The organism is Bradyrhizobium sp. P2_E8, from assembly GCF_056403875.1.
Window position 1 is genome coordinate 1 of record NZ_JBFUES010000033.1, and the last position, 17259, is coordinate 17259.

The 17259-nt window shown below is 58.2% G+C and carries 17 protein-coding genes and 1 pseudogene; 5 read left to right on the plus strand and 13 right to left on the minus strand.

What is annotated here, in order from left to right; genetic code table 11:
• Window positions 1–78: 78 nt before the first annotated feature.
• Window positions 79–1509, minus strand: a complete 1431-nt coding sequence (locus AC1D00_RS03395) for a DUF1254 domain-containing protein (RefSeq protein WP_477009663.1) — start codon at window positions 1507–1509, stop codon at window positions 79–81.
• 446 nt (window positions 1510–1955) lie between these two features.
• Between AC1D00_RS03395 and AC1D00_RS03400 the strand changes: the two genes are divergently transcribed.
• Window positions 1956–3065: an HlyD family secretion protein gene (locus AC1D00_RS03400; RefSeq protein WP_477009664.1), complete on the plus strand. Its 1110-nt coding sequence runs from the start codon at window positions 1956–1958 to the stop codon at window positions 3063–3065.
• A 44-nt stretch (window positions 3066–3109) separates the two neighbouring features.
• The gene (locus tag AC1D00_RS03405; RefSeq protein WP_477009665.1) at window positions 3110–3502 is read left to right on the plus strand and encodes a hypothetical protein; all 393 of its coding nucleotides are present in this window, start codon (window positions 3110–3112) and stop codon (window positions 3500–3502) included.
• A 162-nt stretch (window positions 3503–3664) separates the two neighbouring features.
• Here AC1D00_RS03405 and AC1D00_RS03410 read toward each other — a convergent pair whose 3' ends face one another.
• From AC1D00_RS03410 to AC1D00_RS03455, 10 genes and pseudogenes are all read right to left on the minus strand, one after another.
• Window positions 3665–3991, minus strand: a complete 327-nt coding sequence (locus AC1D00_RS03410; protein ID WP_477009666.1) for a hypothetical protein — start codon at window positions 3989–3991, stop codon at window positions 3665–3667.
• Between the two features lie 111 nt (window positions 3992–4102).
• Window positions 4103–4342: a hypothetical protein gene (locus AC1D00_RS03415; protein WP_477009667.1), complete on the minus strand. Its 240-nt coding sequence runs from the start codon at window positions 4340–4342 to the stop codon at window positions 4103–4105.
• Between the two features lie 458 nt (window positions 4343–4800).
• Complete coding sequence (locus AC1D00_RS03420) at window positions 4801–5760, minus strand: adenylate/guanylate cyclase domain-containing protein (RefSeq protein WP_477009668.1); 960 nt, start codon at window positions 5758–5760, stop codon at window positions 4801–4803.
• A gap of 53 nt (window positions 5761–5813) precedes the next feature.
• Window positions 5814–6086, minus strand: a pseudogene (locus AC1D00_RS03425) (alpha/beta fold hydrolase); the annotation flags it as partial.
• Between the two features lie 290 nt (window positions 6087–6376).
• Window positions 6377–8344: an adenylate/guanylate cyclase domain-containing protein gene (locus AC1D00_RS03430; protein ID WP_477009669.1), complete on the minus strand. Its 1968-nt coding sequence runs from the start codon at window positions 8342–8344 to the stop codon at window positions 6377–6379.
• Between the two features lie 1562 nt (window positions 8345–9906).
• Complete coding sequence (locus AC1D00_RS03435) at window positions 9907–10305, minus strand: hypothetical protein (RefSeq protein ID WP_477009670.1); 399 nt, start codon at window positions 10303–10305, stop codon at window positions 9907–9909.
• An 83-nt stretch (window positions 10306–10388) separates the two neighbouring features.
• Complete coding sequence (locus AC1D00_RS03440; RefSeq protein ID WP_477009671.1) at window positions 10389–10580, minus strand: hypothetical protein; 192 nt, start codon at window positions 10578–10580, stop codon at window positions 10389–10391.
• 267 nt (window positions 10581–10847) lie between these two features.
• Window positions 10848–11192 (minus strand): hypothetical protein, encoded by a 345-nt coding sequence (locus tag AC1D00_RS03445; protein ID WP_477009672.1) that lies wholly within the window; start codon window positions 11190–11192, stop codon window positions 10848–10850.
• 8 nt (window positions 11193–11200) lie between these two features.
• Window positions 11201–13309: a HAMP domain-containing methyl-accepting chemotaxis protein gene (locus AC1D00_RS03450; protein ID WP_477009673.1), complete on the minus strand. Its 2109-nt coding sequence runs from the start codon at window positions 13307–13309 to the stop codon at window positions 11201–11203.
• A 417-nt stretch (window positions 13310–13726) separates the two neighbouring features.
• A complete protein-coding gene (locus AC1D00_RS03455; protein WP_477009674.1) occupies window positions 13727–14737 on the minus strand; it encodes a PAS domain-containing protein in 1011 nt (336 codons plus the stop codon).
• Window positions 14738–15679: 942 nt separating this feature from the next.
• Here AC1D00_RS03455 and AC1D00_RS03460 point away from each other — a divergent pair.
• Both AC1D00_RS03460 and AC1D00_RS03465 read left to right on the plus strand, forming a co-directional pair.
• Window positions 15680–15826: a hypothetical protein gene (locus AC1D00_RS03460; RefSeq protein ID WP_477009679.1), complete on the plus strand. Its 147-nt coding sequence runs from the start codon at window positions 15680–15682 to the stop codon at window positions 15824–15826.
• Entirely contained in the window at window positions 15757–16017 is a 261-nt protein-coding gene (locus AC1D00_RS03465; RefSeq protein WP_477009675.1) for a response regulator, read from the plus strand. Before AC1D00_RS03460 ends, AC1D00_RS03465 begins: the two co-directional genes overlap by 70 nt.
• 24 nt (window positions 16018–16041) lie before the next feature.
• On the opposite strand, the gene AC1D00_RS03470 is transcribed toward AC1D00_RS03465, so the two are convergent.
• Window positions 16042–16356 (minus strand): response regulator, encoded by a 315-nt coding sequence (locus AC1D00_RS03470; protein ID WP_477009676.1) that lies wholly within the window; start codon window positions 16354–16356, stop codon window positions 16042–16044.
• A 14-nt stretch (window positions 16357–16370) separates the two neighbouring features.
• Entirely contained in the window at window positions 16371–16586 is a 216-nt protein-coding gene (locus AC1D00_RS03475) for a hypothetical protein (RefSeq protein WP_477009677.1), read from the minus strand.
• 107 nt (window positions 16587–16693) lie between these two features.
• Between AC1D00_RS03475 and AC1D00_RS03480 the strand changes: the two genes are divergently transcribed.
• The gene (locus AC1D00_RS03480; protein WP_477009678.1) at window positions 16694–16924 is read left to right on the plus strand and encodes a hypothetical protein; all 231 of its coding nucleotides are present in this window, start codon (window positions 16694–16696) and stop codon (window positions 16922–16924) included.
• Window positions 16925–17259 lie beyond the last annotated feature (335 nt).

The following is a 17259-nucleotide window of genomic DNA, read 5'->3' on the forward strand; positions in this document are numbered from 1 at the left end:
GAACGGAGAAGATCGCGTTTTGTCAACATGATGCCGACTCCTGCTTCCCTTGAGGGATATTTGTTTTGCTCGATTCGTTCAGCTTACCTTCTTCACTGGCGGTATCTTCCACGATCCATTGATGATCGACGGGTTCTTCTCGTTCGGCCAGTACAGCCGCATCATCAGAACGAAATCGCCTGCTGGCGCTGGAAGCCAGTTGGATTCCTTGTCTTTGCCCGGCGAGTCCTTCTGGATGTAGAGGTCGGTCGAGCCGTCCGGGTTGGATTTCAGATTCTGCCGGGCGCTGATCGAATAACGGTTGAGCGGATTGTCGACAAAAAAGTACTCGGCGTTGTACATGGTCACCGACCAGAAGCCGAGCGCGGGCGGCAACTGACCCTTGGCAAATCGCATGACGTACTTGTTCTCGCCGCTATACTTGCGGCCTTCCGCATCCTTCATCGAGGTCGGATAGACCGCGTCCTGCGGCCGGTTAGCGCCGAGCCCGATGGCGGTGACCAGTGCGCGCATCAGATAGTCGGTGCCGTAGATGCCGGTCTTGGTCGTGAAGCCCCAGCCGTTCTCGTCCTTCATGTCCTTGTTGACCTTGAACTGGAGCATGATCCGGTCAAAGCCGATTTCGGGGACGCGCTTGACGAAATCCGCCTTTAGCTTGCTCGCATCGAAATCCTGGCCCGGTACGATTCCGATCCTGGCGAACTTGGCGAGTTGCGGCGCATCCGCGGCCGCCGGCGGGTTGTCTTTCATGAGCTTGCAGAGCAGCGTGAAATACGCCACGGCGTCCATGCGGTTGACCTGCTCGCGCACCGCCGTCTTCATGTCGATGTTCGGATCGACCGTGTGGTCGGGTGGGGTGTACGGCTTGCCGTAGGAACTCAGCGGGACGAGCTTGAACTCGTCCTGCAACTTGTGAACTTCGGCGTAATCGTCCGGCGTGCCGGTGCAGTAGATGCGGCCAAGCAGCCAGACCATGCTGGTCGGCGACTTGTACTCCTTGACGCCGGTGGGCAAAGAGCCCTTCCAACCGGGTCCAGTGATTGCATAAGTCTGCGCACCGGTGCCGGTCGTGCGCTTGCCAGGTACCTGGAATACAGTGGTCCAGCCGTCCAGCATCGGCAGCAGGGCATAGCGCCCCTTCATATCGGGGATGCTGAGCGCCCACGGTTCTTTGCCAACATCGAAGAAGCCGGTGGTGTAGAGCGTGTCCGCGTTGGGCGCGGTGACGTCGCGATAGGACGCGTTCGGATATGCCCTCACCTTAACGATCTGCCCCATGGGGCCGCGGGTCGCTTCCGGCTTCGCGACGTTGGTGAAAACGCGGCGCGTCATCTCCATCGTCACCAGCGGATAGCCGAAGATGTAGGCGTCGGTGGCGAGCGCGAAGTCCTCGAGTCCTTCGCCGATGCCAAGGAAGGAGCCAAACTCGGCGCGGCTCAGGGTGCTCATCGAGGTGCTGGCGAGCAGGCTGATGCCCCCGATGGTCAAATTGCGACGGGTGATATTCATGTGATGCCTCCGCTTGAATTGCGTTTTGGATGTGTTTTTGAGTGTTGCGATTGGTTCAATTTGACGAACATGGGGAAGCGCGTGCCTCCCGTGCCTTCATTCGCCTCGGTAGCGGGACGGGGTTGACGCGTACTGAGCAATTGCCGCTTCCGTACTGCACCACGTTGCGGTTGCAGCGAGCATTCCGAAAATCTGATCCAGTGTCGTGATACGCATGACATCATTCCTTGCACAAGAAACGACGAAGCACTCGCGCTTCGGCGCGCGAGGAAGCGTGCACTGAATGTGCAATGTCGGCTGCATTTAACGCCGAATGGCTTCTGCAGAATCGAAACAGCAGTGCTGGAATTTCGATGCTATAAAGCTTGTCGTTGTAGGGCCCTTCGAAGGGTGACTTCGCTACCTCCACGGGCATCACGATAGCACAACCTAATAATGAGGGCCACATGATCATTATTCTGTGCCTCTACCTCGTCGCGCTCTGGGCCCTGTTCTCGAAATTCAAATTGGTGCGATGGGGCTGGTTGTCCGGGACTATCTCGCTGTTATTAGGCGGAGTCATCCTCGCGACATTTCTCGCGCTTTTTAACTATCTCACGCCGTCCGGGCGCGTGACGGTGACCGGCCGCGTGGTGGAGGTGACGCCGAATGTGACAGGACAAATTGTCGCAATCCCGGTCAAGCCGAACGTGCCGGTGAAGGCCAACGACGTGCTGTTCCAGGTCGATGCGGCACCGTTTCAATACAAGGTTTCGCAGTTGCAGGCCTCGCTTGCCGGCGCAAAGCAGCAGGTCGAGATCCTGAAATCGAATTACGAAGAGGCAACGGCGAATGTCAGCGGGCTCACCACGCAGGTCGCCTATAACAAGAAGCGCCTCGCCGACATCCAGACGCTCGCCGCTGACGATGCCAACACGCAATTCCAGGCGCAGGACAAGCAGGCGCAGTACGAAACCGTGTCGGCCCAGCTCGGCGCAGCCAAGGCTGCGCAGCACAGCGCCAAGCTGGCGCTGGATTCCGAGATCGGCGGCGTCAACACGACGGTTGCGCAGCTTCAAGCGCAACTCGACAACGCCAATTGGGAGTTGTCGCAGACCACGATTCGCGCGCCGGCCGACGGCTACGTCACCGTCGTCGCATTGACGATCGGCGACCGGGCGCTGCAGGCGCGTTCGGCGATGTCGTTCATTGTCGAGAGCGAGATCGCGCTGGTCGGCATGTTTTCGCAGAACGGTTTTCAGGCCATCAAGGAGGGGACCGCCGTCGACATCGTATTCGACAACGCCCCCGGCCGCATCTATCACGGCAGGGTCACCGCCATTCCGAAAGGCATCGGCCAGGGGCAGATCGCCGTGTCGGGTACGCTCGCGCGCACGACGAGTTTCGGCGGTGCGACGGTGTTTCCGGCGGAGATATCGATACCAGAGGGGATGAGCCGCGAGTCCCTTCGTCTGGGAATGTCCGGCAGCGCCACTGCATTTGCCGAGAATGCAGGTGTGATTGGCCTGCTCGCCTCGATCCTTGTGTGGGTCAGCTCGTATACGGCCTATCTTTGAGGCCGGAACGACTGCACGTCGGCCCAGCGAGTGTAGAGGCAACAATGACCATGACTTCGATCAAATTGCCGCTCTGGCTTCGTTTCGTCTTGGTTGTTGGGGTTAGCATTCTTGCGGCAGGTGCAGGTCTCTTTGGCTACCGCTACTATGCGCGTCCCGTCACCTTGACTGTGGCGGTGGGCTCGATCGACGGTGAAGCTGCCAAGGCCATGTCGACCATCGCACAATTAGCTTCGGCGCAGCATGTACCGGCTTCAAGCCGGGCGCTCGAGCGTCGACTTGGCGGCCGAGCATGGTCGGCCCGTGCGCTCGGCGACCAGGATCAGCGTCTCGGGCGCTGTTCTGCCTGGTCGCGACCATCCTCGCTAACTTCAGCTTACCAACGCAAAGCGGAAGTCCCCCACCTTGAACGTGTTCGGCGGCTTGTGACCCCGTAGCTGACATTGTGTGCCTTGAAGAGGACAATAGCTCACGAGCCCCTATTTACTTRCGGTGACGGCACTTGTCGCCTCTACAAGACATGCACAATGCGACGAGATTTCATCGCGCTTCCGCTAGTGGCATCGCAGTTGAACGATGGGCATCGCTGTTGCGGTGCCTCAGATCATGCTTCCGGGAATAAAGCAACGTACACGCGGGTGGCCATCGATGTAGTATTTCCAGACCATCGTCCGCCCAGCGAGATTCGGTTGCGTAATGACGGCGCCGTCGGGCACCAGGACCCACTCGCTTTCGATTCGGACACGATATTGTCCCCGATCAGATCGCCAATCTACATCGGACACTATGTATCCATCGGCATCAGTACAGCACTGCCCGAACTGGCTTTCCAAGCTTTCGAACCATGATTTCAGTGGTGAGTCAGCGTAACGGCCATCATCGCGGGCGACCGACGGTGTTGCGAGYACAGTCAGGACAAGCAGCATACCGCTCCGTGATGTCCGCATAGCGTGGCTCCGCGATGGCCCTCATCTGACAGGCAAGCTTGCGCAAGCCCGGTCCGACGAAAGTCGCTTGCCGGATAGAAATAGTTGCATCTACTGCCGCGCGTGGAGGCCGCCCTTCGGCTCTTCATGCTTGGTCTTGCCGTCAGACAGCCATTCAGATTCTGCCTGCTCCCAGCCCAGTCTACGGCCCTCTGCGATGCCGTCTACAATCATCCTAACGATGATTCCAGCTTCATCGCCTGAGAGCCGCTTGACCGGCGTCCATGAGCTTAGGATTCGGCGAGCGCGCACTAAGTCCGTTTCGAGATTGACGATCGATTTGACTGGCATTTCGCTAGTCTCCAATCGGGCCTAGGCTATCATGGACTGATGGGCGCGAGATATGCATTTTGCGCGCCGAAAAGATGGTTTTCCCTACGCCGTTTGCATTCCACGCGCGCATGAAATTTAAGTACCCTAGACAATAGAATTCCCTGGAGACGCAAGCACAGGTGTCGGCTTGTGGCCCTGAGCTGAACACCACGAGATCCATTGCCATGTCCGCTGTCTGAGGGAAGCCGGACGTCGCCAGACTGATGGGCTGACCGCTGCTTTATGACCCATTGCAGACATGAGCGGCTGGCTGATGATCAGGCATGAAGGACCTGCACTCATCGTATCCGGTGGGGGTCCCAGCACGCCCCGTCTCCGAAAGTCGGCTCGCAGGTTGACTCAGAAGTATTTCGCAACCGGGCGCGGTGACCGGCTGCTCAAGGGGGATATCTCTATCGTTCAGCTGCGAATATGCGCTACTCGCCAGGGATCCCCTTAAGGGATTGGATGCCGCGGTCGTTGAAGCGTAAACCGGAACCCGCTACCAAGTCTTTGACCGTACTCGACACCAACACCTCGCTTGGACCGGCAAGCGCCGCAACCCGCGCACCTATATGAACAGCGATGCCGCCAACATCTTCACCGATCACTTCGCACTCGCCGGTATGAAGTCCAGCACGGACGTCGATGCCGAGCAGCTTGATCTCATCCGCGATGGTGCAAGCGCAGCGGACGCCACGCGCCGGGCCGTCGAAAGTTGCGAGAAAACCATCGCCGGTCGTTTTCACCTCGCGGCCACGGAAACGAGCAAGCACGCGCCGGATCGTAGTATGATGGTCGTCAAGCAGATTACGCCAGCGCTGGTCGCCGAGGCTTGCAGCCTTCTCCGTCGAGCCTACGATATCGGTGAACAAAACCGTGGACAGCACGCGATCCGCCTCGATGCGCGCGGGCGCGCCGGTGAAGAACTCCTCGATCGCGTCCGCGATCTTTTCTGAGCCGTCGCCGACGTAGAAGATATGATCGGTTCCCGAAAACTCGACGAGCTTGGCGCCAGGAATATGGGCGGCTACGTCGCGCCCGCCGGCGACATCGACAACCTGGTCTTCCGTGCGATGAAGCACAAGCGTCGGTACACGGACGGCTGGAAGGATGCCGCTGATGTCGATCTGGCTGTTCATACGCATCAGCGCGGTGACCGCAGCCGGGCTGGCACCGAGGCGTTCGTTACGGCCCCACCATTGCTGGAATGCGGCGTCGTTGGCGCGCGACGGCGCAAACCGTTGGATACTGCCGCCGGTACCCCAGGCTTTCTCGACATAACCAAAGAAGTTTGCGAGCGCCTCGTCGCTTGGAAACCAGTAGGAGAAGCGCGAAAAGCTGCCGTATAGTGCCAGCGCTCGGCAACGCTCGGGATAGGTCGCGGCAAACAACAAAGGGGCGCGCCCTCCGAAATCCCGAGTAGCGCCGCCTGCTCCATGCCGGCGGCATCCATGACCGCGCGGAGATCGTCCATCCGTACGTCCAGGCCGGGCAGCTCGGTGACGCGATCGGAGCCACCGGTGCCGCGCTTGTCGAAAGTCACTACCCGGGCATAGCTACTCAACCGGCGAAGGAAGCGCGCGAAGTCGGGCTGCTCCCAGTAATTCTCCACGTTTGACACAAATCCCGGAACCATCACCACATTAATCGGGCCCGCACCAAATGTTTGATAAGCAATGTGAACGTCTCCGCTTTTGGTGTATTGGGTAATCGGCTGCATGAGCGTCCCCGCTGGTTCACCGGGTTTTCCCCGGGCGGAAATACGAAACTTGGCCCGACTACGGAAAAACGGCAAGTGCCAGTGTTGTCGTGTGGGTCATCGGCGAAGCAGCGCCCGGCTGAATGAGTCCGCTGCGCGCGAGGCATACCGGACTAGATTTGCTCACGTGAGATCTTCGCGTTTTGACCCATTCCGGACTTCCGAGCCGCTTCTAGTATGCCTGAGCGAGGTCCGACGAGCTCTTATCCGGCACGCCGCGAGCGCGAGGATCGGCTCGGTCCTTTGCTCGTTCACCGTTCAGGAAGGCCCGCTTTACGCAAACCCTCAGCGATGCGCTGAAACTCGGCAAGGAAAACGACATTATCGGACCACGCAGACCCATCCTGCAACCAAAGGGCGACGGTGTAATTGGGCCTGAGCCGGCGAAGCTCGCCGATGGCGGCACGAGCTTCGAGCTCATGTCCCGTCCAAGCGTTGGCGGCGGCGAGATCTGCGTAGGCAATCCAAAAGGGATTCACCGTGATGGAGCGGCTGCACCAGTCTATCGCTTCATCATATTGAGCGAGATGGCTGTGCGCATGACAGGCGTAGAAGTACCACGTGCTTAGGAGCGGATCGCGGGGGCTGAGCTGGATGGCCATTTGGAGAGGGGCAAATGCCTCCGCAGATCGGCCAACACGTATCTTGGCAGCGCCCAGCGCGCCATGAGCCGGGGCGAGACTAGGATTTATCCCGATTGCCGCCATATACTCGCTGACAGCAGCGTCGAGATTCCTGCCCTTGGCCCGTTGGATCTCGCCCTTTACAAAATGTGCCATTGCGTCGCTGGGAAACTGGGACAGAACCTGATCCACCGCATTCTCAGCACGCCGCAGCTTATCGGAGGGCGCATCGGTCCAACGATAATTGACTTGTATTGCCAAAGTATCTGCCAACCCCACGAGAGCCTTAGGGTAGCCGGGGTCGATCTGCAGTGCGCGCTCGAAGAGGGCCCCCGACTGGGCCACCTGTTCGCGCGAATAGGGCCGATTGAGCACGGCCAGGCCCCGCATTGTAAGATCGACCGCATCGGGGTTGTTGGGCCGCGCAACTTCCGCGTCGCGGCTTTCGTGGTTAGTCAGTTCGAGATCAAGCCGCCGCGCCAATCCACCCGTGATGACATCCTGAAGCTGCAACGATTTGGACCACTCACCGTCGACGCCCTCCGACCAGATCTGTGCGCCGGTTCGCGTATCGATCAGCCGGGCGTTGATCCGGACAATTGACTCCGTTCTGCGCAAGCTACCATCGAGGATATAGCGGACGCCGAGTTCGCGGCGAACGCGCTTTGGGTCAACGTTCTTATAGGCACGGGCTGTACTCGGCGCGATCACAAAGCTGTCCTCGATACGCGAGAGATCAGCGCTTAGATCGTCAGCAACACCTTCCGCAAAGTACTCCTGCTCGGGTTCGTTGCTCAAATTTGTGAATGGCAGCACGACAATCGATAGACGATGGTTCACCAGTTGTGGCTCATTCCAACGCACGTACCAGTAACCAAGACCGCCGCCAGCCATGAACAGGAGAAGCGCCGTCGTTAGACCCATCCGAGCTCGCCGCCGACTATGCGCAGGCCACTGGACAAACGGAAAGCCCGAAACGGCCGGCAGCGTATCGGAGAGCTGCGAAGCATAGGCTCGGACTGGGAGAGCGATATTTTTGAGGTTCTGCTCGCCCATATCGGCGAACTCGACCCCGACCTTGCCACGGACTTGATCGTAGGCGGCGGAAGATATGCAGATGCCGCCGGCCTTCGCGATGCCTTCAAGCCGCGCCGCGACATTCACGCCATCGCCAAAGATGTCATTCGGCTCGACAATCACATCGCCGATATTAATTCCCACACGGAAGATTATGCGCTTGGCTTCTGGATCATCGACTGTAAGTTCCTTGACACGGGTCTGAAATTGTACAGCAGCTCGAACCGCTTCGACCGCGCTCGGAAATTCCGCCAAGAAGCCATCGCCGGTGTTCTTGACGATGCGGCCACCGTGTTCGGCAACTGCCGGGGCTACTGCATCCGTCAAAAGCGCAGTCAGTTTGGCATGCGTAGCCTCTTCGTCATTGTGCATGAGCCGCGAATAGCCGGCCACGTCGGCGGCCAATATCGCCGACAGCCTGCGCGCGACCCGGGCTGGCCGCTCCTGCACCATGGCCGGCTCTCCAACCCGCTCATTTTTACGACGGATGCGCGACAGTGCCAACCTTGCGATGTCCACCCGAGCGGTCCCCCATCGCTAAAACGTTAGCTGCCCTGACCGATTGTTCAGTGGACGCCCCTTCCAGCCCGCCATCAATGCAGTCCGGCCTGACCATTCTCCACATCAGGGGCAGTAGAATCGGCCGAGCGACGCTAGGTACGGAAGAAAACGAACCAGACAACGGCCATAGCGATCACCGCGACACTTACGCTGATGAGAAGCAGCAAAAGGATCGAGGGCCCGGGTTCGGCTTGACGCGCTTCCGTGGGTGTTTCGATAATGATGCCGTGCTTTTTTCTCACCATGATTGCACCTAAATTTGGGGTGCTAAGTCGGCGCGGTCAAATACCGGGACAATCTCGACATCCTCCGGCAAGGCACCCGATGGCGTGTCTTCCGCAGCATGGCGCAACGCTTCGGTGCTTGCATCCAATCCATCGGTAGCTTCGTTCGCGCCGCTACCGGCGTCGTGACGACGTGGCGGGACTTGATGCCCCGCATCGGCTTCTGTGTTCGGTATCTTTCGGGACATAAGATATCCTTTCGTTCTGGATACCAAGCTGTCCCAACGGGTATGGTTCCTACCCTGGCTGAGCGTCGAGCAACGCAGGCATCTTCGCGCACACGGGAGGTTACGCACAAGGTTGAGTACAATTACATCTCATGACACCCTGTTGTGCGCCGTCAGCGCACGATGAAAGTCAGGTTGGCTACCGCCGGAGAAGCAGTCCTTTATTGGCAAGTAACGGGCCTTGTATCCGGATCTGGATGGATTGGCCGAGTTTGGATCAAACGTTAGCAGGAAGAAAAAAGAGGGCCGAAGGCCTCTTTCAAGATCAGTACCGACGATAGCTCCGATGGTATCCGTAGCCGCGGTACACGGGCCTTGTGCGGACGCAGCCGCGCGGACCGCAGACCACTGCAACGTTCTCGACGTTCGAAGACTGGAACTGTCCCAAGGGGGCCAGTGGCATCGCTGAAGCGGTTCCGGTCGAAAGCGCTGCGCCGCCTAACGTGGGCAGTGCAAAAAGTGCGAATCTAAGTTTCATTTAGTCTCTCCTGTCGAGCGCAGCCTTCGGGGGCAATGTAGAGGTTCCTCTACGAACGAAGGATGAGCGCCGAGGTTAATCAGGCGTGAAACTGAAGTTCGCTCCGCGCACTGCATCGCTGGGCAATTTGACCTGCGTTAGGGCAAAACAGCGATGTTCCTACCCAGTTTTTGTCTGCTCTCGCCCGAGGTACAAGTACTCGGCGGGATGTCGAACGGTCAACTAGCAGGAGCGCCAAACTAACAGCGTTGGTACGAGTCCACGAGCTATCCGCACGAACGCGGGATGTGAGTCCCCCCAATCGCTAACTGGTCGTGCTCGCGCGCCGAAGAGATCGTTCGAATCGTTACCGCGTTTTCGCGCGGGCTTCTTTCTTTGAAACTATGTCGGTATCGGGACGAAGCCAAGAAGGTGACGCTCTTTTTGATTGTTGACGTGCAAGAGTGGCCACAATGATTGAACCAGCAAAGCCTAGTTTTTCTGAAGGTGTTTTCTTGCCTCCTCTTTCCATTCTCGATAGAAGCGTCCCCCTCAATTGGAACGGAGCAAAATGGCTAAGACCGAGAAGACTAAAACTGCAAAGAGCAACAACGCGAACGCAGCAAGGCGTTCCTGGACTAAAGATGACGTTCGGACACTGAGGGCAATGGCCAAAGCAAAGGCGGGCGTCACCAAGATATCGAAGTCCCTCAGACGCACTCCCGCAGCCACGACGGTGAAAGCGGCACAACTGGGCGTGTCATTATCGACGCGTTGATGGATGTTGATGACGGGCTGCAAATTGGCCGCCCGTCTCGCATCAAGATCGCGCTCCAGCAGCCGCATTTTGCTATACAATTTGAGAGGACCGGAGCCAGCACCGGTCACCGATTGTATAGCGTTTGAAGACTGCTTTCCTGTCCAGCCGCCACGATCTTGCCCTTTGAGCATGTGCATTGTCCTTTGCACTCCCAGAGGGTCGTAGCGCTGGGCGTGTGCCAAGTATGCGTCGCATTGCGAACACTAATTCTTTTTCAGCAGCCGCCATATTTGGGATTGGGTCCGTCAAGAACCGACCGAAGATACTCCAGGCCGAGATTGGTCAGTTCATTAGGATCACGTTTTCCGGCTGACCATAGCAATTCGATGTATGTGGAAACACGCCATCGCAGTTCTTTTTCAGAGTATACGTCGGTAATCGGCTGAACATCCGCGGCGGCCGCCATGATCTTATCAACCAGATCTAGCWCCCAACCGGAGCGATAAAGGTGCGCTGGCATCCATGATCGAGGATGCAATGGGCGGAAAAGGGGCACATCGCGACCGCGGGGCCTACTGGCATCAGGTAATCTCGCTCGCGTCGCAACTATTCCTGTATGCGGCGCCGAGCGGTCTCCCCTGCGGCGCGTCCGCGCGACGGGGCGCGATGTTATCAAGACCTACATCGAGGTGTTGAAGGACGACCGTACGCGCGCAGTACAATCCGTCCCGCGTCAGGCATACGGGAGCACCTCCTGCAGCAAGCGATCCGCGGCGGATAGCTGATCAAGCCGAAGCACGAGCAGCTCGTTCAGCCGCGCCACCCGATGTTGAAATTCCTCACGTATCGATCCGTCATCCACATCTTCAAGCAGGCCATTGAGAGCTCTAAGGCATTCGATAACGACATTGACGTTCCGCCGCAGCAACTCGCAGTCCGTTCTGGTCTGAACGATCAGGTATCGCTCTCGACTAAATGGCAGCGGGATGATGTTGGCAGCCGCCGGCTCGGACGCTCCATCACGGATTTTAGCTGCTACCACTCCAGCGTGACCCGCTGATGTCGAGGTACTTGTCATGGTGGACCTCAAGCTGCGCGTACAGAGGTCAGGAACTTCTCGACCTCTGTCTTTAGCCGCGCGCTGTCGTTCGACAGCATTTGCGCCGAGGCCAGCACCTGACTTGAGGCTGAACCGGTTTCCGTGGCCCCCTGCTGCACCTCCGTGATATTGGAGGCGACCTCGTGGGTACCTTGCGCGGCCTGCTGGACGTTGCGCGCTATTTCCTGCGTAGCCCTTCCCTGTTCTTCCACCGCGGCGGCAATGGCGGAAGAGATTTCAGAGATCCGACCGATCGTGCCGCTGATTTCCTTGATCGCGACGACGGAATCCTGGGTGGCCGCCTGTATATCGGTGATCTGATGACTGATCTCCCCAGTCGCCTTCGCGGTCTGTTCGGCGAGCGCCTTGACTTCGGAAGCAACGACAGCGAAGCCGCGTCCGGCCTCGCCGGCCCGGGCCGCTTCGATCGTTGCGTTCAGGGCCAAAAGGTTGGTCTGTCCTGCGATCGTATTGATCAGTTCGACCACGTCGCCTATACGAGTTGCCGCCTGCGACAGCTTGTTGACGCGATCGTTCGTTTTCTGTGCCTGGTCCACTGCCGCGCCGGCAATCCTGGCTGCGTCCTGCACCTGGCGGCTGATTTCGGTGACTGATGAACTCATCTCTTCGGTGGCGGAAGCGACCGATTGAACGTTGGTCGAGGCTTCCTCAGAAGCCGCAACTACCATGCTGGAGCGCTCCTGAGTGCTCTCGGCCGTCCTGCTCAGGGTCTTGGCCGCTGCCTCAAGCTCGGTCGAAGACGACGACAGCGTCTCGATGACCTCTCCGACGGCATCCTCGAACCGGCCGGCGAGTTGGTGCATTTCGGCCTTGCGTTGGGCAGCGGAACGAGCCTCCGATTGCGCCTGTTCGGCGCGCAGCCGGTCCGTTTCAATCATATTGTCCTTGAAGACCAGAACCGCTTCCGCCATCTCGCCGACCTCGTCGGCGCGGCCCATGCCGGGGACCGCGGTGGACGTATCGCCTCCCGCGAGGCTGCCCATGGCGGCGGTCATCCCCTGGATCGGGCGCGCGATCGTCCGAGCGGTCAGCAACGCAATCGCGGTGCCGAGGCCGAGTCCTGCCGCGAGCAAGCCCCACAGGACCAGCTTCAGGAACGATATGCTGGTCTGCACCTGATGGCTTTCTTCGGCAAGCATCCTCTTCTGATTCGTCTTGATTCCTCCAAAGCGGGTGTCATCGGCGCCGTTCGGCCCGTCAAGTAGGTCGAGAATTTTCACCGCGCGCGGCACCGCTTCGGTTACGAGAATATGCACGGGTGCATTCCAGTCTGCGGACTGTCGGAGCGCGAACATCTTCTCGTAAAGGGGGACAAATTCGCCCCGCGCCTTCGTGATCTTCTCGAAAGAGAGCAGCTGAGACGGCGTGAGCAGGTCCTTCTTCGCACTCACAGCAGTATAGCCTTTTTCGAAGAGGTCCCATGGCTTCAAGAATTTTTCCTTGTCATTCTTTTCGCCCGACAAGAGGTACATGCGAAGTTGAGCGGTGGCAGCGGCAAAATTGCCGCGCGTGTCTGCCATGGCTTTCAGCAGTCGCTTTCGCTCCGGCGTCGCCTCCAGGCCTTCCTCCTCGTTGATCATCCTTGTGATCTCGGAAAAGAGTGTTTCGGCGCGCGGCCCGGCTTCGGTCACCAATAGCTTGGTCGCTGGATATGCCTCGGAAGTGAACGCGAAGGCTTCGGCTTTGTCTTGCGCAGCTCGGAATTCAGCGAGCAGCGCCTTGGCCTCGGCCCATTTTCGGCTGTTCTCCGGGTTGGTAAAATGTGACGCCTTCTCATCGAAGCCAGCAATTGTGGCATCCATCTCCTTCCACATCGCGGCCCGATCGAGCTTGCCTTGGGGATTTCCGGTCAGGAGATAGCCACGCAGTGTCGCCAGTGTGGAATAGAGATTGCCGACCAGCTCCGTGCTCGCGAGTGCAACGGGTGTGCGCAGATTCACCATGCGATCGACGGTCGTGGAAATCCCGCCGACCGCAAACACTGTGTACCCGACAGAAAGCGCGATAATCGCGCACACGGCAAGAAATCCCGAAATCAGCCGGCCACGAATCCGAAGTTTGAATTTGAAGGGCATGGCAACACTCCGCGGGTCATCGGACCCTTAAAAAAGACTGGCAAGAATGGATTTGAATGTGACGCACTTAGTCGCCCAACCGACGACGGCTTTTCGGGGCAGATGCCAAAAAGATCCGTGGTGGGTTAACTCAATTGAAACTGCAACTGACGCTTCCCACCCCCTACCTCAGCGTGTAGACGATGGTGAAGACAATTGCCTGCGAGTTGGTTAAGAAGAATTTGATTCTAATTTTCCTCATGCCAGCAAAAATTGTCGGTTCAGCGCCTTGTCACGAAACTTAGGTCGCGCTCTTCGCAAATTTTTAGCTCGCTGGGCCGCGGAATGCGCGCGTAACCCCAAAACTGATTGCCAAGACAGTCCTTCCAAGCCATTCATGGCGAGTGAGAAGAGCAAGGCTGCGACAACCTGTCTCGATCATTGTCGCGGCCGAACTGCAGGCTTACCCACAGACGGAAACAAGAACTCGATTCCCGCATCCGAAAAGACGAGGCGAAGGATTTCCATGGTCTCTTCCGGCACTGGGGGAGCATCATCGTACTCCTCAAGCCGACGGATGATGGCCGACGAAATCCCTGTTCGCGCGGCCAATTGCTTCACAGACCAATTTAAGATGCCCCGGGCTGCGCGCAGTTGCGCGCCCGTAAGCTGCGATGTTGCCGCGCGTTGGACGGAGAGCTTTTCCTGATGCACGTCAATGGAGAGACCCATCCATTCCTGGATGCTGCCATCCGCGTTGGTGACAGGCACTGCCGTACAACGGTACCACCGATATGTATTGTCGGGCTGTCGCAGCCGATGTTCGACACTGTACTGCTGTCCCGTCTCGACCGAGGCCGTCCAGTTTCTCAGGGCCGCCTCGCGCTCCTCTTCATGAAGGAGATCAACCCAGCCTTTGCCAAAGAACTGATATGCCTCAGGTGTCTTCTCGCCATTCGGCAGTGCCGTGATCCGACCATCGGAACTACCGATCCACAGCAGGCCGCCTACCACTTGGGTCAAAGCGCTGTAGCGCTCGGCGTCACTTCGTAGCGTCTGGAGCAACCGACGTTGTGCGGTAATGTCCAGAGCAATCCCCAAGATACATTCCGGCTCACCTGCGCTATCTAGCAGCACCTCCGTGTGGCAGTGAATCCAGCGCAAAGCGCCACTGGGCCGAACGATGCGAAATTCACCGTCGAGCAACGTCCGATCTGTCATCAACTCGGTGGGACTGCGATTCGGACCGCGATCGTCCGGATGAATTCTTCGTTGGATTTCCGCGTATGAAGGCGACACCGCATGCGGATCCAATCCGAGCAGCCCAAAAAAGCCACGCGACCATTGCATCTGGCCGGCCGCATCATAGCGCCAGACACCTGCTCCCAGCTTTTCTTCGATCAAACGAAGCACATCGGACAGTTCAAGATGTGCCTCCAGCTGAAGCAAAATCAGCCCCCATTCTTAAAATGCTAACATTCAACTCCCAATTGCAGACTAATTCAACACTGATGTTTGAGTGAAGCCCGGCCATGCACGAGCCAGTGGAGGGCTACTCCACGGCAGAGAGTGACAAGGACTGAGCGCCTTCTGAGGCTCCCACGATTGGGTGGAGCAGCCAGTCCAGTCGATTCGACGATCGTTCTGGATATCGCGAAGTCGGACTTCAAGCGCACGGCGATGCGACCTGCCAAGTGGTCATACGCCGTCATCTGAGGCGTCGGCACGTTGCGTCTTTGAGTGTCTGCCAGATGGTGTTCGAGACTTGCGCATCATCGCACCATTGGTCACGCGAGCTGGGGTTAGCATCGGGTCACAAGCTGCATTCTGCCGCTGATTCGAAATCGTCTGCATTGGCTCGGTAAGCGGACTTGCAATTGGGGGTTTGACGTTCAGGCGCATCGAGAGGCTACAAGAATTTGCACGTGAGCGGCTCCGCCTTCTCTGGCTGTCGAGCAACAGTAACAACCTCGGCAAATGCTCTTGATCTTCTTTTCCAACACTATGTCGGCTGGGTCGCGCGGCTGGTCGCCAGTGGACTTAGCCCTGGTCGGTTGCTCCACCGCTGGCGCGGCCGAGCGATGGTGGTGTCGCTTGTCTTTGCCCCGGCCGACTGAACCGCAGCGAGCGGCTGCAACGAAGATCATCGACGTTATCGCAAAGACCTTCAGGAAGTTTTGCAAATCTTCCCCACTGTCTGTCCGCCTTGTTGGGTCGTTGCAATCGGGCGGGGTCCATATACATCCACACATGAGGCGGCATCTCTTTGTTGCTAAAAGCGATTTTGCCGGTCGTGCGGTTGTTAATTCCTCCTCAAGGTCGGCCGATTGCCATCACAGGCGGCCGGAACCTTCAAAAATGCAATAAGTTAATCATCCAAAGGAATTGTCCGTGAAACACACTGTTTTGGTCGTCGATGACGATGCCGACGTGCTGGATGTGATCACGATCATGCTCGAAGAACTGGGGTGGTTTGCGCAGCCAGCGGCGCCGAGGCATTGGAAACTTTGGCGGGCAATGAGAAGCTTTCCATTTTGATCACGGACATCAACATGCCGGGCATGGATGGTCATGAACTCGCCGAGCGGGCTATACGCATTCGTCCGACGCTGAAAGTTCTGCAACTATCGGGTCGCGAACGGAGGCGGGATGGTTTTCCTATGATCAGGAAGCCGTTTTCCGAAGATGACCTTGCCCGCGTCATGCGAGAAACGACTGGGGTTTGTTAGCCCTTTAAGGCAATCAGACAGCGCTCAAGTTCCTCGATGTGAAATGGCTTGCGGAAGAGTTGGGCGATCTTTGTAGTTGGCTGGAACCCCGTCCGCACCATACCCAGTCGCGAAAACGAATGGGATGTTCCGGCTTCGCAACGCTTCCGCGATAGCCTCCGAGCTATCGGCGCCGAGCCTGACGTCTAAAGCTATGTCAATCTCCGCTGCGGAGGCGAGCGCCACGCCCGTCTGTAGATCGCCAGCTTCCCCGGCAATCTTATGACCAAGCTCGACTATCATGTCGGCGATCATCATTCGAATAAGTGCTTCATCTTCAACCAAGAGCACTGAAGCCATAAGCACCTCGTCGGCTATCCTGCCCGACCCGTCCACTTGAATGCTTCGGCAAAGGTGCGAAGCCCCACGGCGCGAAGCTCCGCGAGCGAATGTTGACCGGCTTCCGCAGCTTCTAAAAGCTGCTCCGCGATCCTCTTGCGAACCTCGTGGTCTCTGCCGTTAGGAAGCTGGCGGCACACCTCGTCGAGCACCACTTCCAAATTCGCCTTAACACCGTCCGCTAAACCCATGGTCCCTCGTCTACGTTCCAAGTGTGGAACCTATGTTGATCCGGCGCGTTCCGGTGTCAAGGTGACGCAAGCTCTAAGTTGCGGTGCAGTATAGGAGGGAGGTAGCAATGAGTGAACGTCGGCGTCGTACCAAACATACGAAGACGTTCAAGGAACGCCTCATGGATGAGGCTGCCAAGTTTCGAGAAGCGGCAGAGCGACTGCCACCCGGCACTGAGCGTGAGCTTCTGATGAAGCGAGTGCAACAAGCTGAAAAAGCCGCGCAGATCAGCGACTGGTTGACTAAGCCAAACCCAGGCCCGGCACCTTCGTTCGGCGCTCTTCTGAAGACCTCTTGATCCGCGCAATTGTTGCATGCGATCTGCGTAAGCCGAGAAGCGGATKCCAGTTGTGGGTCACGAGCGGCCGCTCCACGGTCGCGCGAGACAGGTGCGGCGTACTGCTAACAGCGGACCTTCACGCCCGCGATCAGTATTCCGGCGCGTGAGCACGTGGCGAAAGGATGCTGGTCCGAAGGGAAATCCCGGCCGCGCGCCCGGTCCTGCTTGGGGGCGGCTGAAACCTACAGCCCAAAGCCCCGGCCAATCTCCCGCATAAGCCTCAGCGCGGCGTCAGTATTGCGGCCATAGAAGAGCGCCTGATCGACCTGCGAAAGAATGGTCAGCCCAAATAG